The sequence below is a fragment of the Azospirillum sp. TSH64 genome (assembly GCF_003116035.1).
Lineage (GTDB): Bacteria > Pseudomonadota > Alphaproteobacteria > Azospirillales > Azospirillaceae > Azospirillum.
In genome coordinates this window covers 3,097,716-3,120,318 of the sequence record NZ_LGQW01000015.1, presented here as the reverse complement: position 1 = coordinate 3,120,318, position 22,603 = coordinate 3,097,716, and the positions used below count along the sequence as shown (strand labels likewise).

Here is a 22,603-nt window from a genome sequence, read left to right as displayed (position 1 = left end):
GCGCACTCCTATCCCCGGACAGCGGCATGCAAGCCGGTCCGGTGAGCAGACGGCGATCCCCTGCCGCGTCACGAGCCGCCCAGCACAAGACTGGGCGCAGGTGGCGCAGCGGAATCGACGATTGATCGGATTTGGGAAGGGGGGAGACGGAAAAAGCCGGTGCGAGCAGCGGCCCCGGGCTGTGAAGCTCCAGGCAACAGCGCGTCGTTTACCGGCTAAAGGGTTACCGTCTCACAGCCCCACCGTGGGCAGCGTACATACTGACCTCCCTCTCGGGACCGACCCACTGGAATGGTCGGTTCTGCCAAAAAGGACGCGGTACGTCGTAGCATAACCACAGAGGGCCATAGGCACGTGCGGGTGCGTCGTGCCGATTGATTTACGCTTTTCCGCCCGTGATTCAAGTGAATTTTTTGAGGCGGGAATAGGGCGGATTCAGGCCGCCGGCACAGCGTCCGGCTCGAAGGGCGGGAAGCGCGCGGCAATGGCGTCGCCGGTAAGGGCGGCCACCCAGCCATCGGGACGGCCGAAGAACCGGATCGTGGTGAAGCGCGGCGTCGGCCCCATGTCGAACCAGTGCGGCGTGCCGGCGGGAATGCTCAGCAGGTCGCCGGCCTCGCACACCACGCGGAAGACGCGGGCCTTCAGGTGGATATAGAAGGCGCCGGCACCCTCGACGAAGAAGCGCGCCTCGTCCTCCCCATGGGTGTGTTCATCGAGGAATCTGGCACGCAGTGCGGCGATGCCGCCCGTCTGCGGGGTAACGCGGACGACATCCGCCCTGAGGAAACGGCGCGCCTGCTTCAACCGCTCGATGGGGACGGCATAGGCTTGCAGCACGGCTTGTTCATCGCTGTCGTCGGGCAGGGAGGTATCGGCATTCCAGCGTTCATAGAGAATACCGGCATGGGCGAGATGAGCCGCGATCAGGGCCGCATCGGCGGTGCGGAGTTCCGGCCGGTGGGCATCGCTTTCCAGATATACCGTCAGATCGCTCACCGCGCGCACTCCCGCCGAATGGACGCGTACAACGTGAAGTTCCGGCCGACGCAGCGCAATAAGCCGAATCGCAGCAGCGACCGTTCGCCGCGCATCGACGGTAGCGCCGCAGCTCGACCGTCAGCGGCCGCGTTGCAGGCCGACCGTCACCGCCACCGCGACCGCCAGCAATAGGCCGACGAAGGCCGCCACCCCCGTCCAGCCATAGCCGTGCCAGAACAATCCGCCGAGCGTCCCGGCGAGCGTCGAGCCCAGATAATAGCAGAACAGATAGATGGAGGAGGCTTGGCCGCGCGCCACCGCGGCGCGGCGGCCGATCCAGGCCGACACGATGGAATGGGCGCCGAAGAAGGCGAAGGTGAACAGGGCGATGCCGAAGGCGATGGCGAACAGGCTGTCGATCTCCATCAGCGCCAGCCCGGCCACCATCAGGGCAACGGCCGCCGCCAGCGTGCGGTTCGACCCGAATCGGCCAGACCAGCCGCCGAACAGAGGGGAACTGACGACGCCGAAGCTGTAGACCAGGAACACCGCGCCGACGATGGCCGGGCGCAGGTCGAACGGCGGCTCGCTCAGGCGGAAGCCGATATAGTTGAAGATGGTGACGAAGCCGCCCATCAGCAGGAAGCCGAGCGAGAAGAGCCCGAGCAGAGACGGATCGGTCAGCAATCCGCGCCATGCCCGCATCAGGGCCGGCAGCCCGGCGGCGCGGCGGACGAAGTGCCGCGACGGCGGCAGGGCGAACCAGACCGTGACGGCGGCTGCAACCGCCAGCGCACCGACAATCCCGACCGCCAGCCGCCAACTGCCGAGGTCGGTGACGATGGCGGTCAGCACCCGGCCCGACATGCCGCCGATGGCCGTCCCGCCGATATAGAGCCCCATGGCGACGCCCGCCGATTTCGGATCGACCTCTTCGGAGACATAGGCCATCGCCACCGCCGGCAGGCCGCTGAGCGCCAGCCCCTCCAGCGCCCGCACCGCCAGGAAGCCATGCCAGCCCGGCATCAGCGCGCCGACGATCCCGAGAATGCCGGCGCCGAGCAGTGCTGCGACCATCACCGGCTTGCGGCCGATGCCGTCGGAAATGGCGCCGGCCACCAGCAGCGCCACCGCCAGGATACCGGTGGTCAGGGAGAGCGACAGGCTCGATTCCGCCGGTGTCACCCCGAACTCCCGCACGAAGTCGGGCAGCAGCGGCTGGACGCAATAGAGCGTGGCGAAGGTGGAGAAGCCGGCGACGAACAGGATGCGGCTGGCACGGCGATAGGCGGGCGTTCCGGCCTGTAGATAGGGGGCCTCGCCACCGGTCTCGATCTCGTCGCGCACGCGCTCGGCTCCTGCTTCGATCCTTCGCCGCTGGTTGCGGCGCAATATGGACATTGCCCTGCCGTGCCTGCCCATTCCAACCATTGCCGGGGCGCAGCCGCCATGCCGTCCGCGCAAGTCGCCTTGGAGGCCGCCTTCATATCCGTATCAGGGGAGGTGCTGAGATGGCCTCGCACTGGACCTTGGCGGGGTCGCGCCGTATAACCAGTGCCCCACACAATTCGTTGATTGTTCGAGCCATGCACGACCTTCGCGCCATCCGTGAGAATCCCGAAGCCTTCGACCGCGGCCTTGGCCGCCGGGGACTGGCGCCGATGTCGTCCTCCGTGCTCGACCTCGACGGCCGCCGCCGCGCCGCGCAGACCCAGATGCAGGAGATGCAGGCGCGCCGGAACGAGGCGGCGAAGGAGGTCGGCCTCGCCAAGCGCGAAGGGCGCGATGCCCAGCCGATCCTGGACGAGATGGCGACCCTGAAGGACCGCCTGCCCCAGGTGGAGGAGGAGGAACGCGCGCTCGGCGCCGAACTCGACGCCATCCTGGCCGGCATCCCCAACATCCCGGCCGACGACGTGCCGGACGGACCCGACGAGACCGCCAACGTCGAGGTCCGCCGTTGGGGCACGCCGGCCGACATCGCCAATCCCAAGCAGCATTACGAGCTGGGCGAGGCGCTGGGCCTGATGGATTTCGAGGCGGCGGCCCGCATGTCCGGCGCGCGCTTCACCGTGCTGAAGGGCGGGCTGGCCCGTCTGGAGCGCGCGCTCGCCGACTTCATGCTGGACATCCACACCGGCGAGCACGGCTTCACCGAGATCGCGCCGCCGCTGATGGTGCGCGACACCGCCCTGTTCGGCACCGGCCAGCTTCCGAAGTTCGAGGAGGATCTGTTCAAGACCACCTCGTCCGACCATTACCTGATCCCGACCAGCGAGGTGCCGCTGACCAATCTGGTCAACGACCAGATCGTCGCGTCGGAGGAGCTGCCGCTGCGCTACACCGCGCTGACCCCCTGCTTCCGGGCGGAAGCCGGATCGGCCGGGCGCGACACCCGCGGGATGATCCGCCAGCATCAGTTCTGGAAGGTGGAGATGGTCGCCATCGCCGCCCCGGAACAGTCGGAGGACGAGCATCAGCGCATGACCCGCTGTGCCGAGACGATCCTGGAGCGGCTGGGCCTGCCTTACCGCACCATCGTGCTGTGCACCGGCGACATGGGCTTCTCCTCGCGCAAGACCTATGACGTCGAGGTGTGGCTGCCGGGCCAGAACGCCTACCGCGAGATCTCCAGCATTTCCAATTGCGGCGATTTCCAGGCCCGGCGGATGAAAGCCCGTTGCCGGGCCAAGGGCGAGAAGCAAACTCAATTCGTGCACACCCTCAATGGATCGGGTGTGGCGGTCGGGCGCTGCCTGATCGCGGTTCTGGAGAATTACCAGCAGCCCGACGGTTCGATCCTGGTTCCTGAAGCGCTCCGCCCCTACATGCGCGGAGTGGAGAGGATTTCCATCTGATGTTCGACCTGCCGCTCGACCTGTCCCGCACGCGGATCCTCGTCACCAACGACGACGGCATCCATGCCCAGGGATTGAAGGTCCTGGAAGCCATCGCGCGCGAACTGTCCGACGACGTCTGGGTCGTGGCGCCGGAGATGGAGCAGTCGGCGGCCAGCCATTCGCTGACCATCAACCGGCCGCTGCGCCTGCGCAAACTGGATGATCGCCGCTTCACCGTCGACGGCACGCCGACCGACTGCGTGCTGCTGGCGGTCAACCATGTGATGAAGGATGCCCGTCCGACGCTGGTCCTGTCCGGCGTCAACCAGGGCTCCAACATCGGCGAGGACGTGACCTATTCCGGCACCATCGCCGCGGCGATGGAGGCGACGCTGCTGAACGTGCCGGCCATCGCCATGAGCCAGCATTACGAGCCGGGCCAGCCGATCGACTGGTCCGCCGCCGCCGCCCATGGCGCCGACGTGGTGCGCAAGGCGGTGACGGTGGCCTGGCCGAAAAACGTGCTGCTGAACGTCAACTTCCCGGCCCGCCCGGCCGCGGAAGTGACCGGCATCCAGGTGGTGCGCCACGGCAAGCGCAAGATCGGCGACGAGCTGTTCGAGCGTGTCGACCCGCGTGGCAAGCCCTATATCTGGATCGGCACGCTGCGCGGCGAAGCCGACGTGGCGGACGACACCGACATCCATGTGGTCTTCAACGGCGGCATCTCGGTGACGCCCGTCTATCTCGACCTCACCCATACGCCGACGTTGCAGACGTTGAGGCAGGCCTTCGTGTGACATACAACCCGCGCAAGATCCGCTTGCTGATGGCCCTTCGCGGGGCCGGCGTCACCGACACACGGGTGTTGGCGGCCATCGAGCGGATCCCGCGCGAGCTGTTCGTCCCGGAGGCTTTCCAGGACAGAGCGTGGGAGGACACGGCGCTGCCGATCGATCAGGGCCAGACCATCAGCCAGCCGCTGGTGGTCGGCCTGATGACCCAGGCGCTGGAACTGCTCCCGCGACATCTTGTCCTGGAGGTCGGCACCGGCTCCGGCTATCAGGCGGCGGTGCTGTCGCGGCTCTGCCGCCGGGTCTTCACCATAGAGCGGCTGAAGCCGCTTCTGCGTGAGGCCGAGGGGCGGTTCAGGGCGCTCGACATCGGCACCATCACCACGCGGCTCGGCGACGGGACGCGGGGCTGGCCGGAGCAGGCGCCCTTCGCCCGTATACTGGTCACAGCCGCGGGCGGGCCGGAGCCGCCAAAAGACTTGACGGATCAACTCGCCATTGATGGTGTCTTGGTCATTCCGTTGGGGACCGATCACCGCGACCAGAGGGTCGTGCGTTTCCGGCGCTCCGAAGCTGGCCTTATCCGGGAGGACCTGTGGCCCGTCCGTTTCGTTCCGCTGCTGTCCGACCCGCCGCAATCGGTCCGTTCCGCATGAAACCCGCATTTTCCAAGCACGTCCTGCCCGCCCTGGTCCTGTCCACCGCCGTCCTGGCGCTCGGCGCCTGCGAGCGGGTGGGGGGGCTTGCCCCCTTCACCACGGTTTCCGAGGTGCCGGATTCGGCCGGTGGCGCCATCAGCGTGCAGAAAGGCGACAGCGCCTATAGCCTGTCGCGCCGCTACAATGTTCCGCTGCGCGACCTGATCGAGGCCAACAGGCTGGCTCCGCCCTACCGGCTGGAGGTCGGCCAGCGGCTGGTGCTGCCGACCTCGCGCCAGTACATCGTGCAGAAGGGCGACAGCCTCTACAGCATTTCCCGGATGCACAATGTCGACGTCAGTGAGCTGAGCCGTCTGAACAACCTGACCCCGCCCTATGCGGTGCAGGTCGGCCAACCCCTGCGCCTGCCGGGCAGCAACGACGGCAATGGAACCATGGTTGCCTCCGGGGTCGCTTCCGGCGGTGCCGTGCCGCTGACGCCGCAGGGCTCGCCTGCCGGTCGCGGGTCGGTACAAGCGGCGGAGCTTCCGCCGCCCGGCGCGTCCTCCTCAGGCTCCGCATCCTCCGGCAGCATCGCCGCAACGCCGCTGCCGCCGCCGTCCAAGCCTGGGGCCGCGCCGGAACCGGCCGCGGCGCCTCCTGCCGCAACCGGCGACGCCGCCTATCAGCCGGGCCAGGCGCCGACCATGCTGCGTCCGCCCGGCAGCAAGCCGGCGGCAACGCCGATTCCGGCACCAGCCCCACAAGCCGCTCCGCCTGCCGCCGCTCCGCAGCAGGAGGTTGCCGCAGCCGCGCCGCCCAAGCCGGAACCGAAGGCCGAGGTCGGCGCCCCGCCACCGCGCGGCGGCGCCCGCTTCCTGTGGCCGGTGAAGGGCAAGCTGCTCTCCGGCTATGGGCCGAAGCCGGACGGGCTGCACAATGACGGGCTGAACATCGCCGCCCCGAAGGGCACCGCCGTGGTCGCCGCCGACAACGGTGTTGTCGCCTATGCCGGCAACGAGCTGCGCGGCTTCGGCAACCTGCTGCTGCTGAAGCATTCCGACGGCTGGATCACCGCCTACGCCCACCTCGACAAGATCGAGGTGGAGCGCGGCGCGTCGGTGAAGCGGGGGCAGGTGATCGCCCGGGTCGGCCAGACCGGCGGCGTGTCCTCGCCCCAGCTGCATTTCGAGCTGCGCAAGGGCAGCCAGGCCGTCGACCCGAGCGACCAGATGGACCGCAAGGTCAGCGAAGGGGCTTCCCGAGGCGGCCAGCCAAGTCCTGGATGAACTGCCACGCGACCCGGCCCGACCGGCTTCCGCGCGTGACCGACCATTCCACGGCCTCGGCTCGCAGCCGGTCTTCCGGGATCTCCAGGCCGAAATGGCGGACATAGCCCTCGATCATCGCGAAGTAGGTGTCCTGGTCGCAGTTGTGGAAGCCGAGCCACAGACCGAAGCGGTCCGACAGCGACACCTTCTCCTCGACCGCTTCCGCCGGGTTGATGGCGGTCGACCGCTCGTTCTCGATCATGTCGCGCGGCATCAGGTGCCGGCGGTTAGAGGTGGCGTAGAACACCACATTGTCCGGCCGCCCTTCGATGCCGCCGTCCAGCACCGCCTTCAGCGACTTGTAATAGGCGTCGTCATGATCGAAGGACAGGTCGTCGCAGAACAGGATGAAGCGGCGTACCTCGCCCTTCAGCCGGCTCAGCAGGCGGGGCAGGGTGGGAATGTCCTCGCGGTGGATTTCCACCAGCGCCAGTTCGCCCGGCCGCTCTGTGCAGATGGCGGCGTGGGCGGCCTTGACCAGCGAGCTTTTGCCGGTGCCGCGGGCCCCCCACAGCAGGGCGTTGTTGGCCGGCAGGCCGGCGGCGAAGCGGCGGGTGTTGTCCAGCAGGATCTCCCGCTGCCGCTCGATGCCTTGAAGAAGCATGATGTCGACGCGGTTGACCACCGGGACCCCTTCCAGGCGGTCGGGATCGGGATGCCAGACGAAGGCGTCCGCCGCACCGAAGTCCAGCGGCCGGTCCGGCGGCGGGGCGAGACGTTCCAGCGCCTCGGCAATGCGGGTCAGCAAAGGGACGAGCGCCTGATCGGCACCGGACTTTTCGATGGATTGCGACATAATTTTCCGGAAATTTTTTCTGGATGTTCCATGGAAAGTGGGTGCCCGCGCAGCCATCTTTCCGACGCCTTCGCACCGTAACACAGCAAGGCAAGCACACAAGCTGTGGTGCGCCCGCGGATTGTGGCGCATCACCATTGCATCCCGGTCATGGGCGGCTATAGTCGCGGCGTCCCGGCGGAACGCCGATCCGGTGCCGAGACCAAACCTGTAAGGAGCTTCCAGATGTTCGTTTCGACGGCTTATGCACAGACGGCGGCCCCGGCTGGCGGCGGCGGTGACATGCTCGTCCAGTTCGCGCCGCTGATCCTGATCTTCGTCGTCTTCTACTTCCTGCTGATCCGTCCGCAGCAGAAGAAGATGAAAGAGCATAAGGCGATGCTGTCGGCCATCCGCCGCGGCGACCGCGTCGTGACCGGCGGCGGCATCATCGGCATCGTCACCAAGGTCGGCACCGACGACGAGATCACCGTCGAGATCGCGGAGAATGTGCGCGTGCGCTGCCTGCGCTCGACCGTCAATCTGGTGCTCGCCAAGACCGAGCCGGCCGGCAAGTCCGGCGGCGACGCCGCTCCGGCCGCCGAGGGTGAAGTCAAGCCGGCCGACACCACCGCCGCCGGCGGGATCGGCAAGCTGTTCGGCCGCAAGTAAGCCGCAGCCGGGCCCCTCTTCCACGGGTCGGCCCGAAGGCGCTTCCCGTCCGGTCCGGCCGCTCGCCCCGTCGACGGGGCGGGCCGGTCGCCCGGACCGGGTGTCTGATCGGATTCGAGTGACGCATGCTCTATTTTTCGCGCTGGAAGATTTACCTGATCCTGGCGACCTGCATCGCCGGGTTCATCCTGATGCTGCCCAACTTCATGGGCCGCGACACGCTGGCGGCGCTGCCGTCCTGGTACGCCAACACCCGGGTGTCGCTGGGTCTCGACCTGCGCGGCGGATCGCATCTGTTGCTTGAAGTCGACATGGCCACCGTCATCCGCGACCGCGTGGAAGGTCTGGTGGACGGCGCACGGCAGCAGCTGCGCACCGCCAATGTCGGCTACACCGCGCTGAACGCCGGCGAGCGCGCCGTCACCGTCCAGCTGCGCGACCCGGCCCAGGCTGAGGAAGCCGTGAAGGCCCTGCGCCAGCTCTCCAGCCCGGTGGGCCGCACGGCTCTGGGCGGTGGGCAGCCGGACCTTGACGTGACCGTCAACGGCGGCACGGTGACCGTGGCGCTGAGCGAGGTCGCGCTGCGCGACCGCGCCACCCAGGCCATCGAGCAGTCGATCGAGATCGTCCGCCGCCGCATCGACGAGACCGGCGTGAACGAGCCGACCATCGCCCGCCAGGGCAACGACCGCATCCTGGTCCAGTTGCCCGGCGTCGAAGATCCCGACCGCATCAAGCGGCTGCTCGGCACCACCGCCAAGATGACCTTCCGCCTGGTCGACGTGAACGCCGATCCCAGCACCGGCCGCGCCCCTCCGGGATCCGAGATCCTGCCGTCGACCGAAGGCGACCGCTACCAGTCCAAATACGTCATCCGCAAGAAGGTCGAGGTCGACGGCGCCACGCTGCAGAACGCGTCGGCGGGCACCAACCCGCAGACCGGCGAATGGGTGGTGAACTTCGAGTTCAACACCGCCGGCGCCAACCGGTTCGCCGAGGTGACCAAGCAGAATGTCGGCCGGCCCTTCGCCATCGTGCTCGACAACAAGGTCATCAGCGCCCCGGTGATCCGCGAGCCGATCACCGGTGGCCGCGGCCAGATCAGCGGCAACTTCACCGCCGCCAACGCCAACGACCTCGCCGTCCTGCTGCGTGCTGGCGCCTTGCCGGCCCCGCTGAAGGTGATCGAGGAGCGGACCGTCGGTCCCGATCTGGGCGCCGATTCGATCCGTGCCGGCCTGACTGCCGTCGTCGTCGGTTTCGTGATGGTCTGCGTCTATATGATCGCCTGCTACGGGCTGTTCGGTGCCTTCGCCTGCTCGGCGCTGTTCATCAACCTCGTGCTGACGCTCGCGGCGCTGTCGCTGCTGCAGGCCACGTTGACGCTGCCGGGCATTGCCGGCGTGCTGCTGTCGCTCGGCCTGGCGGTCGATGCCAACATCCTGATCAACGAGCGCATCCGCGAGGAGACGAAGAAGGGCCGCGGGGTCTTCGCCTCGATGGAGGCCGGCTTCAGCCGCGCCTACAGCACCATCGTCGACAGCAACCTGACGACGGCCATCAAGATGGCGCTGCTGTTCGTCTTCGGCACCGGCACCATCAAGGGCTTCGCCGTCACCATCACCTTCGGCATCCTCATCTCCATGTTCACCGCCACGGTGCTTGTGCGCCTGATGATGGTGACGTGGCTGCGCCGGACGCGTCCGGCCGTGTTGCCGGTCTGAGAGGTCATCCGATGTTCCATCTCCGCCTCGTCCCCGACAACACCAAGATCCCCTTCATGAACGGCCGCATCGCCGGCCTCGTCGTGTCGGCGATCCTGTCCATCGCGTCCATCGTCCTGTTCTTCCACCCCGGCCTGAATTACGGCATCGACTTCCGTGGCGGCATCGTCATCGAGGCCCGCACGCCGCAGGCCGCCGACTTCGCCTCGCTGCGCCACACGCTGTCCGGCCTCGGCATGGGGCAGGTGGCATTGCAGGAGTTCGGGTCGCCTCAGGACGTGCTGATCCGTCTCGAGCGGCAGCCCGGCGATGACGCCGCCCAGCAGGTCGCTGCCGACAAGGTGCGCAACACGCTGGCCCAGTCCATCCCCGGCACCCAGGTTCGCCGTGTCGAAGCGGTCGGCGCATCGGTCAGCGGCGAGCTGTTCGCCAACGGCATGCTGGCGCTGGGCCTCGCCATGCTGGCGATGCTGGTCTACATCTGGTTCCGCTTTGAATGGCAGTTCGGCTTCGGCGCGGTGGTGACGCTGATCCTCGACATCACCAAGATCGTCGGCTTCTACGCCATCACCGATATCCAGTTCAACCTGACGGCCGTGGCGGCGATCCTGACCGTCATGGGCTATTCGGTGAACGACAAGGTCGTCGTTTATGACCGCATGCGCGAGAATCTGCGCATCTACAAGAAGATGCCGCTGCGCGACCTGATCGACATGTCGATCAACGAGACGCTGAACCGCACCGTCGGCACCTCCGTCTGCACCCTGCTGTCGATCATTCCGCTGGCACTGTTCGGCGGCGAGGCGTTGCAGGACTTCGGCATCGTGCTGATCTTCGGCGTTATCCTTGCGACCAGCTCGTCGGTGTTCATTGCCGCCCCCATCTTGCTGTTCCTTGGCGAGAACCGCCTGCGGCGCGGTTCTCCCGACGCCGCTTCGGCGGGCAACACCCCGGCTACCACACCGTAACGCCGGACGTTTGGGGAAGGAGAGGGCAGCATGGCCGACATCATGCCGATGATCCCGTCGGACCGTCAGGTCATCGACGGCTACGGTCCGGGACAGTTCTGCATTTCCGGCCAGTGGCGCGTCGGCTCGGTGATTGTCCTGCCGGACCGCACCCTGGCATGGGACGCGACCGACGTCGCCTCCCTGTCGGTGGGCGACTTCGCTCCGGTGCTGGCGGCTGAGCCGAAGGTGGAGATCCTACTGCTCGGCACCGGCGGCACCATGCGCATGATCCCGAAGGCGCTGCGTCTTGAACTGCGCGAGCAGGGCGTCGTGGTGGAGCTGATGGACAGCCGTGCGGTGTGCCGGACCTACAATGTCCTGCTGGCTGAGGGCCGGCGGGTGGCGGCGGCGATGCTGCCGGTTTAAGGCCGGTCATCCTCTCCAGAAACTACAAAGGCGCCCTTTCGGGCGCCTTTGCTTTTTCATCCCTCGACAGGGAACCTTACGCAGCCAGCTGCTCGGCGGCGAAGTCCCAGTTGGCGAGATTGTCGATGACCGCCTTCACGAAGTCGGCGCGGCGGTTCTGGAAATCGACGTAATAGGCATGCTCCCACACGTCGATGGTGAACAGCGGCTTCTGGCCGTGGGCCAGCGGGGTGTCGGCGTTGCCGGTCTTGCCGACCTTCAGCTTGCCGCCGTCCAGGTACAGCCAGGCCCAGCCCGAGCCGAACTGGGTCAGGGCGGCCTGGGTCAGCTCTTCCTTGAACTTCTCGACGCTGCCGAAGTCGGCGACGATGCGCTGCTCCAGGGCGGCCGGCATCTTGCCGCCGTCCTTCTTCAGGCACTGCCAGAAGAAGGTGTGGTTCCACACCTGGGCGGCGTTGTTGAAGATGCCGACCTTGGACGAATCGCCGGCAGAGGCCTTGATGACCTCCTCCAGGCTGGCGTCGGCCAGCGGGGTGTCCTTGGTCAGGTTGTTCAGGTTGGTGACGTAGGTCTGGTGGTGCTTGTCATGGTGCAGGTGCAGGGTCTCCGACGAGATATACGGAGCCAGAGCGTCGTACGCATACGGAAGCGGCGGAAGTTCGAACGCCATTTGATTTACCCTCTCTTCTTTGATTGTCCTTCCGGGCCGGGCCTTGCGAGCACGGCACCTCCGTCCGTCCAAATAGGCCGATGACGGAAGCTTGTGAAGGCCGGAAACACTCTCGAACGTCGTATAGGGTTATTTCCATTCGACAAAGTCGCCTCCGCCGCCCGGTTTCCCGAGCGCACGGCGGCTTCCAAGGTGGCGGGAAGTCCCGTTTCCGTCCAGTCGCCGGCCAGCGTCAGGTTGCTCCACCGCGTGCGCGTCACCGGTCGACGCGTCACCGATTCGGGAGACTGGTCGGGGGTCGCCCGCCGCTCCTTCACCACGCGGAAGGGCGGAATCGGGCCCCCGAGTCGCGGTGCCGGGCAAAGGTGGGGAGCGATCTCCGCCCACAGCCGGCCGGCGATCTCCCCGGCCGGAAGATCGGCCAGCCCATCCGCATCGCTGACGGTGACCGACAGCAGGTCATCGCGGGCGAACAGCCATTCCGCGGTCCCGCCGACCAGCCCGACGAAGGGCAGGCCGCCCGGCAGCCGCACCGGCCCATCGAGCTGGAAATGCAGATTGACGATGGCTGGCCCCGGCGGCGGCACGGTCAACCCCGGAACCAGTCGTTCCGCCACCCAGGCCGGTGCCGCGACGATCATGCTGTCGAGCGGTCCGAGCGTCACGGCGCTGCCAGCGGCGGCAAATCCGCTCACGCGGTCCTGATCGAAGGTCAGCCCATCGACCCGGACGCCGAGATGCAGCGCCGCACCGGCCGACCGCAAGCGCGCCAGGGCCGGCTCGACGAAGGCGGCGGACAGGCCGCGCAGCGCCAGAACCGGCCGGCAGGCGGCCTCACCGCGCAGCAGCGTCTCCCGCAGCACCGCGCCGAACAGGCGGGCCGAGATGCGCTCCATCGGCCCGTTCAGCGCAGACACCGCCAGAGGGCGCCACAGCGGCTCGAACAGCGCTCCACCGGGAGGAAGGCGGTTGGCGACGGAGTGCGCTCGCCCGGCCGTCAGGCAGCGCAGGGCGGCGAGATAGTCGAGCGGTCGGCTGCCCGGCACCCGGCGCGCCGGGTCGAACAGCCACAGCCCTCCCGGGCGCAGGGTCCAGGCGGCGCCGTCGCGCAGATCGAGGAAGGGAAAGACCGCCGGCCGCAGTTCCTCCAGCGCATCCGTTCCACCGGTCCGCCGGGCGTAATCGAGCAAAGCCCGGTTGCCGCTGAGCACCATATGGTTGCCGTTGTCGATCAGCCGGCCAAGCGTCGCGTCATGGAAGCTCCGGCAGCGGCCGCCGGCCTGCGGTGCCTGATCGTAGAGCGCCACGCATCGCCCCGCCTCCACCAGCCGGACGGCGGCTGCCAGCCCGGCGAGCCCGGCGCCGATGACATGGACGGTTCCGGTGCCGCTCATCAGCCGGCCGGAGGGATGCCGAGCATGCAGCGCACCGCCACCCAGGCGCTTTCCCGCCGGCCGACGCGGACTCGGGCCTTCAGGTCGCGCCAGCCGGCCGCCCGCAGGCGCTTCAGCAGGCGGTGGTACAGCACCATCATGGCGGTTGCGGCCCACAGTGACCCGCGCGCATGCCCGGCAATGGCGGAGCGTGCCTCGGCGAAGCGGGCTTCCGCGAGATCGGCCAGCGCCTCACAGGCTTTTGGCAGGGCGGGGTGGGCCAACACCGTCTCCGGGTCGGTGGCGTCGATCCCGGCGGCCCGCAGCAGTTCGCGCGGCAGGTACAGCCGGTGCAATTCCGCATCCTCGGCCAGATCGCGCAGGATGTTGGTGAGTTGCAGGGCTTCGCCCAGCGCCAGGGCAAATTGCTCCGTGTCTGGGTCGGCACGGTCGAAGACACGGATCGCCAGCATGCCGACGGCGCCGGCGACGCGCCGGCAGTAGAGCCGCAGAGTGTCGAGATCGGGCGCCTGGAAGCCGCCGGCCTCCTCGCCGGCAACATCCATCGCCATGCCGTCGATCAGCGCCTCAAGCTCGGCCCGCGGCAGTCCGTAGCGCTCGATGGCGCCTTTCAGCGCAGCGGTCAGAGGGCTGCCGGGGACGCCGCCGACATAAAGGTCGCGGATGTCGCGCCGCCAGGAGTCAAGGGCGGCCCGCTTGTCGGCAGGCTCGCCCGGTTCGTCGGCAATGTCGTCGATCCTGCGGCAGAAGGCATAGATGGCGAACATCGCCGCCCTCTTGGAGGCGGGCAGCAGACGCATCGGCCAATAGAAGGTGCTGCCCGACTTGGCGGTGACGGACGTCGCCGTATCGGACACCTTCCTATCCGGCGCATTCCTGTCCGGCGACGTCGTGGATACCGGTTCCAGCGGGGCCGTCTCCAGCGGCGGAGGGGTCATCTGTAGCATCCTGGGCATTGCACGTCGTGACGTGCCTGACGGTGCACGTCGCGACGTGTGGCCCCGGAGTTTATGCGGCGGAGAAGCTCCGCGCCAGCCCCCGCGCCACGGCGGCCAGCTTGTGGTGGGCACCCAGCATCACCCGCGTCTTCATCGGGTCGCGGGACTTCAGGCGCCGTGACAGCGATTCGGCGAGACTGAGGATGACCGCCGCCTCCATGCGGAGGCCGCGATGCTGGATCAGGCCGGGCAGGGCGGCGGCGCGTTCCAGCAGGCGGTCGGTATGCTCCAGCGCCTGATCGAAGATGGCGCGCATGCGCGCGTCGCTCTCGCCCTCCACAAGGCGCTCGACGCTGATTCCCGCCTCGTCGAACCAGGCCAGCGGGATGTAGCAGCGCCCGAGCTGCGTCCAGTCCTCCCGTGCGTCCTGGAGATGGTTCAGCACCTGCAGGGCGGAGCAGAGCGCGTCGGACGCCGGCCCGGCGGCCACACCCTCGCCATGCAGCTCCAGCAGGTAGCGGCCGACCGGATTGGCCGAGAAGCGGCAGTAGAGAAGCAGGTCACTCCAGCTGTGGCAGCGGGCGCCGACCGAATCGCGGCGAAAGGCGCGCAGAATTTGGCGGGCATGGCGGTCGCTGACGCCGGTCTTCTGCAGGCTCTCCCGCAGATCGGTGGCCGGCTTCAAATAGGCATGCTTGGCCTGGCCCGAGGTCAGCGCCCGTTCAAGCGCCTCCAGGTAAGCCAGCTTGGTCTCCGGTTCGAGATCCGCATCGTCGGCGATGTCGTCGGCCAAGCGCACGAAGCGGTAGAAGGCGATCACATGCGGACGCAGGTGCTTCGGTATCAGCCGGGACGCGACGGGGAAATTCTCTCCCGATTCGTCCTTGCGTGCGACCGGACCGGTCTTGCGGGGTTTCGTCGGGGCGATGTTGAAATCCGTCATGGGATCCCTGCCTGCTGCGCGTCGGGGCTGGCGGTGCGACCGTGTGTGCTTCATATAGGCGTAGCAACAGGCTTTGGCCCGTCCTTCCATCGCTCCTCCCCTCTTTTTCCAATCGGGCATCCCATGGTGAAGGCTGCGACCGACCTGTCCTATTGCGGACGGGAGGTTCGGAAATATGACAACGACCACTTTCTGGCAGGTCTGTTCACCCCCGCCGACAGGCGCGAGGCGACGTTCGCACTCTACGCCTTCAACCTTGAGATCGCGAAGACGCGCGAGGTGGTCAGTGAACCGATCCTTGGCCAGATGAGACTTCAATTCTGGCGCGACGGGATCGAAGCCGTCTATGAGGATGGACCCGTACCCCGGCATGAGGTGATGGAGCCCCTGGCGCAGGCGGCGCGCGGGCTGGGATTGAGCCGTGCCCTGTTCGACCGGCTGGTCGACGCCCGGGAAGCCGATCTGGACGACACGCCGCCGGCCGACCTGACCTGTCTGGTCAATTATGCCGAAGTGACAGGGGCGCCGCTGGTCCAGTTGGCGCTGGAGATCCTGGGCGCGCGGGATGCGGCGGCGATGGCGGCCGGGCGCCATGTCGGCATCGCCTATGCCCTGTCCGGCATCCTGCGCGCGGTGCCGTTCCTGGCGCGTCAGCACCGTCTGCGCCTGCCGGACGATTTGATGCAGCACCATGGTGCCAAAGCTGAGGATCTGTTCGCCGGACGCTCGACGCCGGAATTGCGGCCGGTGGTGGGCGAGATCGCCGATGTGGCGCGCGGGCATCTGGCCGAGGCCCGCAAGCTGCGCCGCGAATTGCCGAAGGCGGCGGTTCCGGCACTGCTACCGGCGACGCTGGCCGACCTGCATCTGGGCGTGATCGCGCGCGAGGGCAACGACGTGTTCGCCCCGCGCGTCCTGTTGGCCAATCCATTCCGTCAGCTTCGGATGGGCTGGGCGGCGATGCGCGGGCGCTACTGACGCCCGGGCATCGCGGAAACCCGCCGGTCAGCCGTTCAGCCAGCCGTCAAGGTCGGCCATCGCCCGGCGGGTGTAGGCCAGCTTGCGGTCCCGGCCGCGGATCTTGTCGTCAACCGGCGGGAACAGGCCGAAATTGACGTTCATCGGCTGGTAGGTTTCCGCCTCCGCCCCGCCGGTGATGTGGCCGAGGATGGCGCCGAGTGCCGTGGTCACCGGGGGAGCGCTGATCTCCTGCCCCAGACGCTCCGCCGCGGCGAAACGGCCGGCGAGCAGGCCGACCGCCGCACTCTCCACATAGCCTTCGCAGCCGGTGACCTGGCCGGCGAAGCGCAGGCGCGGCAGCGACTTCAGCCGCAGGGCGCCGTCCAGGATGCGCGGACTGTTCAGGAAGGTGTTGCGGTGCATGCCGCCGAGCCGGGCGAACTCGGCATTCTCCAGGCCGGGGATCATGCGGAAGATGCGGGCCTGTTCGGCATGGCGCAGCTTGGTCTGAAAGCCGACGAGGTTGTACAGCGTGCCCAGCGCATTGTCCTGGCGCAACTGGACCACCGCATAGGGGCGGCGTTCCGGCTTGTGCGGGTTGGTCAGGCCGACCGGCTTCATCGGGCCGTAGCGCAGGGTATCGACGCCGCGCTCCGCCATCACCTCGATCGGCAGGCAGCCTTCGAAGTAGGGAGTGTTCTTCTCCCACTCCTTGAAGTCGAGCTTCTCGCCCTCGATCAGCGCGGCGATGAAGGCGCGGTACTCGTCCTTCTCGAAGGCGCAATTGATGTAGTCCTTGCCGGTGCCGCCGGGACCGGGCTTGTCGTAGCGCGACTGGAACCATGCCTTGGACAGGTCGACACTCTCCAGATAGACGATGGGGGCGATGGCGTCGAAGAAGGCCAGCGACTCCTCGCCGGTCTGGTCGCGCACCGCCTCTGCAAGGGCGGGGGAGGTGAGGGGGCCGGTGGCGACGATGACGCTGTCCCACTCCTCCGGCGGCAGGCCGGCGACTTCCTCGCGCTGGATGGTGATCAGCGGATGGGTGGAGACGGCTTCCGTCACCGCATCGGCAAAGCCGTCGCGGTCCATGGCCAGCGCGCCGCCGGCCGGCACCTTGTGCGCGTCGGCGCAGCGCAGGATCAGCGAGCCGCAGCGCCGCATCTCCTCATGCAGCAGCCCGACCGCATTGTATTCGGCATCGTCCGACCGGAAGGAGTTGGAACAGACCAGCTCCGCAAGCTTGTCGGTATCATGGGCCTCGGTCTTGCGGACCGGCCGCATCTCGTGCAGCACGACGGGCACGCCGCGGGAGGCGAGCTGCCAAGCGGCTTCCGAGCCGGCGAGACCGCCGCCGATGACATGGACGGGGCGAAGGGTGTCGGTCATAGAAGCGATTTTCCAAACAGAAGACTGCGGATGATTGACGCGCAATCTAGGCTGTCCGCTTCCAAAACGACAGTCCTCAAACGGCGGCCGTCAGACACAGATCAGCCGGCCTTCACGGGGAAGGCCGGCTGCAAGTCGATCAGGAGTCAGTCAGAACATCGAGCCAAGCGGAACAGTGAGCCTGGGGCGTCAACCAAGCAGTGGCTCACTCGCTCTTCGTCGTCGTGCTGCGTTCGACGGTGGTGGAGCCGGTCGGAGCCGGCGCCACGGTAGTCGAGCCGTAGCTGGGGGTCGTCGTCGTCGTGGTCGTCGTGCTGGTGGTGGATTTGTCGGACCCGCAGGCCGCCAGCAGCAGGGCCGCACCAAGGGCGGCCCCCACACCGGTCAGAAGCGTCTTGCTCATGCCCCTCGTCTCCCATGCAGTGCGAAGTCTGCCTGCAAGAACAAGGCGCAGCTTGCGTTTGTTCACGCCCTCTTTCGGGTTGCCGATTTCCGCACCGCCGGCTTCGCCTTTAGGTAGGGGGCGAGATAGCGGCCGGTATAGCTGCGCTCGACCTTGGCGACTTCCTCCGGCGTGCCCTCGGCGACGATCTCGCCGCCGCCGGTGCCGCCCTCCGGCCCCAGGTCGATGATCCAGTCGGCGGTCTTGATGACCTCCAGATTGTGCTCGATCACCAGCACCGTGTTGCCCTGGTCGACCAGCGCGTGCAGCACCTCCATCAGCTTTTCGACGTCGGCGAAATGCAGGCCGGTGGTCGGTTCGTCGAGGATGTACAGCGTGCGGCCGGTGGCGCGGCGGCTCAATTCCTTGGACAGCTTGACGCGCTGCGCCTCGCCGCCCGACAGGGTGGTTGCCGCCTGCCCGATGTGGATGTAGCCAAGGCCGACGCGTTCCAGCGTGTCCAGCTTGTCGCGGATGCCGGGAACCGCCTTGAAGAACTCCTTGCCCTCCTCGACCGTCATGTCCAGCACGTCGGCGATGGTCTTGTCGCGGTAGGTGACTTCCAGCGTCTCGCGGTTGTAGCGCTTGCCGTGGCAGACATCGCAGGTGACATAGACGTCGGGCAGGAAGTGCATCTCGATCTTGATGACACCGTCGCCCTGGCAGGCCTCGCAGCGCCCGCCCTTGACGTTGAAGGAGAAGCGGCCCGGACCGTAGCCGCGCGCCTTTGCCTCCGGCAGTCCGGCAAACCAGTCGCGCATCGGCGTGAAGGCCCCGGTATAGGTCGCCGGGTTGGAGCGCGGGGTGCGGCCGATCGGCGACTGGTCGATGTCGATGACCTTGTCCAGATGCTCCAGCCCAAGCACGGCGTCATGTTCGGCCGGATGCTCGCGGGCGCCCATCAGCTTGCGCGCGACCGCCTTGTACAGCGTCTCGATGATCAGCGTGGACTTGCCGCCGCCGGACACGCCGGTCACGCAGGTGAAGGTGCCGAGCGGAATTTTGGTCGAGACGTTCTGCAAGTTGTTGGCCCGCGCGCCCTGCACCTCCAGGAACTGGCCGGGATGGCCGGGCCGGCGGGTGTCGGGCACCGGAACGAAGCGGGTGCCGTTCAGATACTGGGCGGTGATGCTGTCGGGGTTCTTCTGAACCTCCTCCGGTGTCCCCTGCGCGATGACCGAACCGCCATGCTGGCCGGCGCCGGGTCCCATGTCGACCAGATAGTCGGCGCTGCGGATCGCATCCTCGTCATGTTCGACGACGACGACGGTGTTGCCGATGTCGCGCAGGCGCTTCAGGGTCTCCAGCAGCCGGTCATTGTCGCGCTGGTGCAGGCCGATGGACGGTTCGTCCAGCACATACAGCACGCCGGTCAGGCCGGAGCCGATCTGCGAGGCGAGCCGGATCCGCTGGCTCTCGCCGCCCGACAGCGTGCCCGACCCGCGGCTGAGCGTCAGGTACTCAAGCCCCACCGCATTTAGGAAACCGAGGCGCTCGTTGATCTCCTTGAGGATTCGGTAGGCGATCTCGCGGTCTTTCGGGCGCAGGTGCTCGTTCAGTTCGCTGAACCAGGCACCGGCGCCGGCGATGGACAGTTCCGCCGCTTCGGAAATGTTGCGGCCGCGGATCTTGACCGCCAGCGCCTCCGGCTTCAGGCGGGCGCCCTTGCAGACCTCGCAGGGCTGGGAGGACTGGTATTTCGACAGCTCGTCGCGCGTCCAGGCGCTGTCGGTCTCGCGGAAACGCCGCTCCAGATTGTTGACGATGCCTTCGAACGCCTTGTTGGTCTGGTAGCGCCGCAGGCCGTCGTCGTAGGTCATGGTGATGGCCGACCCGTCCGAGCCGAACAGGATCGTCTTGCGCACCTTCTCCGGCAGATCCTGCCAGGGCGTTGTCATCGACGCATCGAAATGCTCGCAGATGCTCTCGAGCGTCTGGTCATAGTATTTGGAGGTGGACCCAGCCCACGGCGCGATGGCTCCCTTGGACAGCGACAGCCGCTCGTCCGGGACCACCAGCATCGGGTCGAAATAGATCTTGCTGCCCAGCCCGTCGCAGGCCGGGCAAGCGCCGAACGGGTTGTTGAAGGAGAACAGCCGCGGCTCGATCTCCGGAATGGTGAAGCCGCTGACCGGACAGGCGAATTTCTGCGAGAAGACGGTCTGCTCGTTGGTCTCGGCATTCTCGACCCAGACGATGCCGTCGGCCAGCCCCAGCGCGGTCTCCAGCGAATCGGCCAGACGGTTGCCCAGCCCCTCGCGGACCACGATGCGGTCGACCACCACCTCGATGTCGTGCTTCAGCTTCTTGTTGAGCGCCGGCACCTCGTCGATCTCGTACATGGTGCCGTCGACCCGCACGCGCTGGAAGCCGCGCTTGCGCAGGTCCTGGATTTCCTTTTTGTACTCGCCCTTGCGGCCGCGGACGAAGGGCGCCAGCAGCAGCAGGCGCGTGCCCTCCGGCATCGCCATGATGCGGTCGACCATCTGGCTGACCGTCTGGCTTTCGATGGGCAGGCCGGTGGCCGGCGAATAGGGGATGCCGACGCGCGCCCAGAGCAGGCGCATATAGTCGTAGATTTCCGTCACCGTGCCGACGGTGGAGCGCGGATTCTTGGAGGTCGTCTTCTGTTCGATGGAGATGGCCGGCGACAGGCCCTCGATGGAATCGACGTCCGGCTTCTGCATCAGCTCGAGGAACTGGCGCGCGTAGGCCGACAGGCTCTCCACATAGCGCCGCTGCCCCTCGGCATAGATCGTGTCGAAGGCAAGCGACGACTTGCCCGATCCCGACAGGCCGGTGATGACGATCAGCTCGTCGCGCGGCAGATCCACATCGACGTTCTTCAGGTTATGTTCCCGCGCGCCGCGGACGCTGATGTACTTGTTCATGGAGTGTTCTTTTACCCGAAGCTTTTCCGGATGGAAAGCGGCAAGGCGCCGCGACGCATGACGAAAATCGGCCGGCAGAGGAAATGGCTCAATTGGCCCCCTCCCGCCGGTCGGCTGACGATATATGCGCCAGGCGCGGTATTGCCACCGGCGCCCCGCGCGGGTCGGTCATGACCAGAAGGGCGGAACGGCCCGGAACCGCTTCCACAGCTCGGGCAGCGCCTTGCGCCGCTTTTCGGATTGGCGCTCGATCCAGGCGGCGACCGCGCCGACCGTCTTCGGGTCGGCGCCGGTCAGCGATGCGAGCATGCGGGTGCCGGTGACGGCGTCCTGATCGGCGTCCAGCGCCGCCTGCAACTGTTCCAGCGCCGCGAAGAAGGGCAGGGTGGCCGCCTCTGGATACAGTCCCCGGAAGAAATCGGCGGTATAGCGCAGCGTGCGCAGCCGCCGGCGCAGCTTGTCGCGCCCCTTGGCATCCTCCGGCGGTTTCGCCGCTTTGCCGAGCTTTGCCATGCGGGCAGACAGCCAGCCGCCGGCAAGCGTGGTGACCGGCGCCGACAGCATGGCCCGCCGGTCGCCCTCCGCCTCCGACATCCAAAGGCCATGCTCCAGCCACGCGGCGAGGCCGAGGACCGTGGTGGTGCAGCCGGGCGCCAGAATCGCCGCCATCGCTTCGCGTGCCGGACCGGCACCGGCGGAGCGGGCCAGCGATTCCAGCCGTCCCAACTCCGCACGGTCGATGCCCGGAGCCGCCGTCGGGTCGGCAAGGAGGGGAGCGAGGACGCCGGACATCAGCACGTCCCAGCCGCGTGCCGGTCCCAGCCGCTTGGCGAGCCCGCGGCTTTCCTCGACCAGCCGGTCGGCCTCCGGCGCGGCGATCAGCGGAGCGAAGAGGCGGTGGGCGGTGCGCAGCCGGCGAAGAGCCACGCGCATGCGATGCAGCCCCTCCACGTCGCCGCCGGCCAGCGCGCAGGACTCGTTGGCCAGGAACTGGCGCAGCGCCTGACGCAGAATGTGGCGATAGGCTTCCGCCACGGTGGTCAGCGGCGACAGGCCGAGCGGTTCGGCTTCCGCCGGTCCCGGCGCCCTGCCGGTGACCATCCGCAGGCCGGCCTCCGCCTTGCTTTCGGTGCCGATGCGCATGGGAATGGCAGCCTGCAGCATCAGCGCCAGATCGAACAGGCTGGCGACCTTGCCGGCTTTCAGCTCCAGTTCCACTTCGCTGATCGGCAGGGAGTTGCCGCCGGCATAGACGCCGCCGTCATCGACGGCCAGCTCGACCGCGGTCAGCGGATCGGGGCGCAGCAGCAGGGTGGTGCGCCGGAAATCGGTGATGAACAGGCAATCCAGCGCATCGAGCGCCGCCGACGGCACCAGCCCGGCGACGCTGGGATCCGTCAACGCGCCGACATCGACGGCCTCGCCGGCGACGACCCATTCCCACTCCCGCCGCACGGCGACGGCGGCCGAATCGCCGGGGCTGGCGCTGTTGACCGTCTTCAGGGTCTGGAGGAAACGGTCCCCCTCCTGCCGCACGCGCAACGCCACCCCGTTGGCGGCGAGCTTGAAGTCGGGCGTGTCGAAATAGGCGGTTCGCAGCCTTTGGGTCGCTGCCGGACCGTCGGCAATCGCCAACAGCCCCGGCAGCGCCGCCACCCGCGCCAGATCCGCCGTCGCCGCATGCAGCTTCAACTCCACCTCGCGGAACGTCGAGGCGGCCGGCTGGGCGTCGGGGCCGGACTGCGGGCTGACGGGCGGTGCCGTGGGCGGGCTGACGGGGGTCAAGGGTCGGCTTCCTCCCGAATCCGGCCGGGGCGCGGCCTTGCGGCCGAACCGGCCTGGAGC

The 22,603-nt window shown here is 67.7% G+C and carries 20 protein-coding genes; 9 read left to right on the top strand and 11 right to left on the bottom strand.

All coding sequences use genetic code 11. The features are described from left to right. Positions 1 to 435: 435 nt before the first annotated feature. Positions 436 to 999, bottom strand: coding sequence for a cupin domain-containing protein (locus TSH64_RS15670; RefSeq protein WP_109446242.1), 564 nt, complete (start codon positions 997 to 999; stop codon positions 436 to 438). Between the two features lie 120 nt (positions 1,000 to 1,119). After that, a complete protein-coding gene (locus TSH64_RS15665; RefSeq protein ID WP_109446240.1) occupies positions 1,120 to 2,328 on the bottom strand; it encodes an MFS transporter in 1,209 nt (402 codons plus the stop codon). Positions 2,329 to 2,567: 239 nt separating this feature from the next. On the opposite strand from TSH64_RS15665, the gene serS reads away from it, so the two are divergent. The 4 genes from serS to TSH64_RS15645 are packed head-to-tail and all read left to right on the top strand — an operon-like array spanning position 2,568 to position 6,542. Further along, positions 2,568 to 3,839: a serine--tRNA ligase gene (gene serS / locus TSH64_RS15660; protein WP_109446238.1), complete on the top strand. Its 1,272-nt coding sequence runs from the start codon at positions 2,568 to 2,570 to the stop codon at positions 3,837 to 3,839. After that, complete coding sequence (gene surE, locus TSH64_RS15655; protein ID WP_109446236.1) at positions 3,839 to 4,621, top strand: 5'/3'-nucleotidase SurE; 783 nt, start codon at positions 3,839 to 3,841, stop codon at positions 4,619 to 4,621. Before serS ends, surE begins: the two co-directional genes overlap by 1 nt. Next, positions 4,618 to 5,271 carry a protein-L-isoaspartate(D-aspartate) O-methyltransferase gene (locus TSH64_RS15650; RefSeq protein WP_109446234.1) on the top strand — a complete coding sequence of 218 codons (654 nt, stop codon included), beginning with the start codon at positions 4,618 to 4,620 and terminating at the stop codon, positions 5,269 to 5,271. The genes surE and TSH64_RS15650 overlap by 4 nt, the downstream gene beginning before the upstream one ends. Continuing rightward, on the top strand, positions 5,268 to 6,542 hold the full coding sequence (locus TSH64_RS15645) for a LysM peptidoglycan-binding domain-containing M23 family metallopeptidase (RefSeq protein ID WP_109446232.1): 1,275 nt from the start codon (positions 5,268 to 5,270) through the stop codon (positions 6,540 to 6,542). The genes TSH64_RS15650 and TSH64_RS15645 overlap by 4 nt, the downstream gene beginning before the upstream one ends. Here TSH64_RS15645 and TSH64_RS15640 read toward each other — a convergent pair. Continuing rightward, positions 6,499 to 7,380 carry an ATP-binding protein gene (locus TSH64_RS15640; RefSeq protein WP_109446230.1) on the bottom strand — a complete coding sequence of 294 codons (882 nt, stop codon included), beginning with the start codon at positions 7,378 to 7,380 and terminating at the stop codon, positions 6,499 to 6,501. The genes TSH64_RS15645 and TSH64_RS15640 overlap by 44 nt on opposite strands. 225 nt (positions 7,381 to 7,605) lie before the next feature. Between TSH64_RS15640 and yajC the strand changes: the two genes are divergently transcribed. From yajC to TSH64_RS15620, 4 genes are all read left to right on the top strand, one after another. Next, the gene (yajC, locus tag TSH64_RS15635) at positions 7,606 to 8,031 is read left to right on the top strand and encodes a preprotein translocase subunit YajC (protein ID WP_109446228.1); all 426 of its coding nucleotides are present in this window, start codon (positions 7,606 to 7,608) and stop codon (positions 8,029 to 8,031) included. A gap of 125 nt (positions 8,032 to 8,156) precedes the next feature. Beyond that, positions 8,157 to 9,755: a protein translocase subunit SecD gene (secD, locus tag TSH64_RS15630; protein WP_109446226.1), complete on the top strand. Its 1,599-nt coding sequence runs from the start codon at positions 8,157 to 8,159 to the stop codon at positions 9,753 to 9,755. An 11-nt stretch (positions 9,756 to 9,766) separates the two neighbouring features. Further along, the gene (secF, locus tag TSH64_RS15625; RefSeq protein WP_109446224.1) at positions 9,767 to 10,723 is read left to right on the top strand and encodes a protein translocase subunit SecF; all 957 of its coding nucleotides are present in this window, start codon (positions 9,767 to 9,769) and stop codon (positions 10,721 to 10,723) included. A 30-nt stretch (positions 10,724 to 10,753) separates the two neighbouring features. Continuing rightward, positions 10,754 to 11,131 carry an Mth938-like domain-containing protein gene (locus tag TSH64_RS15620; protein WP_109446222.1) on the top strand — a complete coding sequence of 126 codons (378 nt, stop codon included), beginning with the start codon at positions 10,754 to 10,756 and terminating at the stop codon, positions 11,129 to 11,131. Positions 11,132 to 11,207: 76 nt separating this feature from the next. Here TSH64_RS15620 and TSH64_RS15615 read toward each other — a convergent pair whose 3' ends face one another. The 4 genes from TSH64_RS15615 to TSH64_RS15600 all read right to left on the bottom strand — a co-directional run bounded on the left by TSH64_RS15615 (position 11,208) and on the right by TSH64_RS15600 (position 15,076). Further along, on the bottom strand, positions 11,208 to 11,801 hold the full coding sequence (locus tag TSH64_RS15615; RefSeq protein WP_109446220.1) for a superoxide dismutase: 594 nt from the start codon (positions 11,799 to 11,801) through the stop codon (positions 11,208 to 11,210). A gap of 5 nt (positions 11,802 to 11,806) precedes the next feature. Continuing rightward, entirely contained in the window at positions 11,807 to 13,195 is a 1,389-nt protein-coding gene (hpnE, locus tag TSH64_RS15610) for a hydroxysqualene dehydroxylase HpnE (protein WP_109446218.1), read from the bottom strand. After that, positions 13,195 to 14,133, bottom strand: coding sequence for a presqualene diphosphate synthase HpnD (hpnD, locus tag TSH64_RS15605; protein ID WP_247872963.1), 939 nt, complete (start codon positions 14,131 to 14,133; stop codon positions 13,195 to 13,197). Before hpnD ends, hpnE begins: the two co-directional genes overlap by 1 nt. Positions 14,134 to 14,203: 70 nt before the next feature. After that, on the bottom strand, positions 14,204 to 15,076 hold the full coding sequence (locus tag TSH64_RS15600) for a squalene/phytoene synthase family protein (protein ID WP_109446214.1): 873 nt from the start codon (positions 15,074 to 15,076) through the stop codon (positions 14,204 to 14,206). Between the two features lie 123 nt (positions 15,077 to 15,199). On the opposite strand from TSH64_RS15600, the gene TSH64_RS15595 reads away from it, so the two are divergent. After that, a complete protein-coding gene (locus tag TSH64_RS15595) occupies positions 15,200 to 16,054 on the top strand; it encodes a phytoene/squalene synthase family protein (protein ID WP_109446212.1) in 855 nt (284 codons plus the stop codon). A 27-nt stretch (positions 16,055 to 16,081) separates the two neighbouring features. Here TSH64_RS15595 and trmFO read toward each other — a convergent pair whose 3' ends face one another. The 4 genes from trmFO to TSH64_RS15575 form a co-directional block, all read right to left on the bottom strand. Then, a complete protein-coding gene (gene trmFO, locus TSH64_RS15590; RefSeq protein ID WP_109446210.1) occupies positions 16,082 to 17,425 on the bottom strand; it encodes a methylenetetrahydrofolate--tRNA-(uracil(54)-C(5))-methyltransferase (FADH(2)-oxidizing) TrmFO in 1,344 nt (447 codons plus the stop codon). Positions 17,426 to 17,630: 205 nt separating this feature from the next. Then, a complete protein-coding gene (locus TSH64_RS15585; RefSeq protein ID WP_109446208.1) occupies positions 17,631 to 17,828 on the bottom strand; it encodes a hypothetical protein in 198 nt (65 codons plus the stop codon). 62 nt (positions 17,829 to 17,890) lie between these two features. After that, positions 17,891 to 20,758: an excinuclease ABC subunit UvrA gene (gene uvrA, locus TSH64_RS15580; RefSeq protein WP_109446206.1), complete on the bottom strand. Its 2,868-nt coding sequence runs from the start codon at positions 20,756 to 20,758 to the stop codon at positions 17,891 to 17,893. A 168-nt stretch (positions 20,759 to 20,926) separates the two neighbouring features. Further along, positions 20,927 to 22,543, bottom strand: coding sequence for a CYTH and CHAD domain-containing protein (locus TSH64_RS15575; protein WP_109446204.1), 1,617 nt, complete (start codon positions 22,541 to 22,543; stop codon positions 20,927 to 20,929). Positions 22,544 to 22,603: the final 60 nt, after the last annotated feature.

Coding starts and splice junctions, on each gene's coding strand:
- secD (WP_109446226.1), top strand. CDS start 8,157: ATGCTCTATTTTTCGCGCTGGAAGATTTACCTGATCCTGGCGACCTGC.
- yajC (WP_109446228.1), top strand. CDS start 7,606: ATGTTCGTTTCGACGGCTTATGCACAGACGGCGGCCCCGGCTGGCGGC.
- hpnD (WP_247872963.1), bottom strand. CDS start 14,133: ATGACCCCTCCGCCGCTGGAGACGGCCCCGCTGGAACCGGTATCCACG.
- TSH64_RS15640 (WP_109446230.1), bottom strand. CDS start 7,380: ATGTCGCAATCCATCGAAAAGTCCGGTGCCGATCAGGCGCTCGTCCCT.
- TSH64_RS15595 (WP_109446212.1), top strand. CDS start 15,200: ATGGTGAAGGCTGCGACCGACCTGTCCTATTGCGGACGGGAGGTTCGG.
- TSH64_RS15645 (WP_109446232.1), top strand. CDS start 5,268: ATGAAACCCGCATTTTCCAAGCACGTCCTGCCCGCCCTGGTCCTGTCC.
- TSH64_RS15600 (WP_109446214.1), bottom strand. CDS start 15,076: ATGACGGATTTCAACATCGCCCCGACGAAACCCCGCAAGACCGGTCCG.
- serS (WP_109446238.1), top strand. CDS start 2,568: ATGCACGACCTTCGCGCCATCCGTGAGAATCCCGAAGCCTTCGACCGC.
- hpnE (WP_109446218.1), bottom strand. CDS start 13,195: ATGAGCGGCACCGGAACCGTCCATGTCATCGGCGCCGGGCTCGCCGGG.
- secF (WP_109446224.1), top strand. CDS start 9,767: ATGTTCCATCTCCGCCTCGTCCCCGACAACACCAAGATCCCCTTCATG.
- TSH64_RS15585 (WP_109446208.1), bottom strand. CDS start 17,828: ATGAGCAAGACGCTTCTGACCGGTGTGGGGGCCGCCCTTGGTGCGGCC.
- trmFO (WP_109446210.1), bottom strand. CDS start 17,425: ATGACCGACACCCTTCGCCCCGTCCATGTCATCGGCGGCGGTCTCGCC.
- TSH64_RS15615 (WP_109446220.1), bottom strand. CDS start 11,801: ATGGCGTTCGAACTTCCGCCGCTTCCGTATGCGTACGACGCTCTGGCT.
- uvrA (WP_109446206.1), bottom strand. CDS start 20,758: ATGAACAAGTACATCAGCGTCCGCGGCGCGCGGGAACATAACCTGAAG.
- surE (WP_109446236.1), top strand. CDS start 3,839: ATGTTCGACCTGCCGCTCGACCTGTCCCGCACGCGGATCCTCGTCACC.
- TSH64_RS15620 (WP_109446222.1), top strand. CDS start 10,754: ATGGCCGACATCATGCCGATGATCCCGTCGGACCGTCAGGTCATCGAC.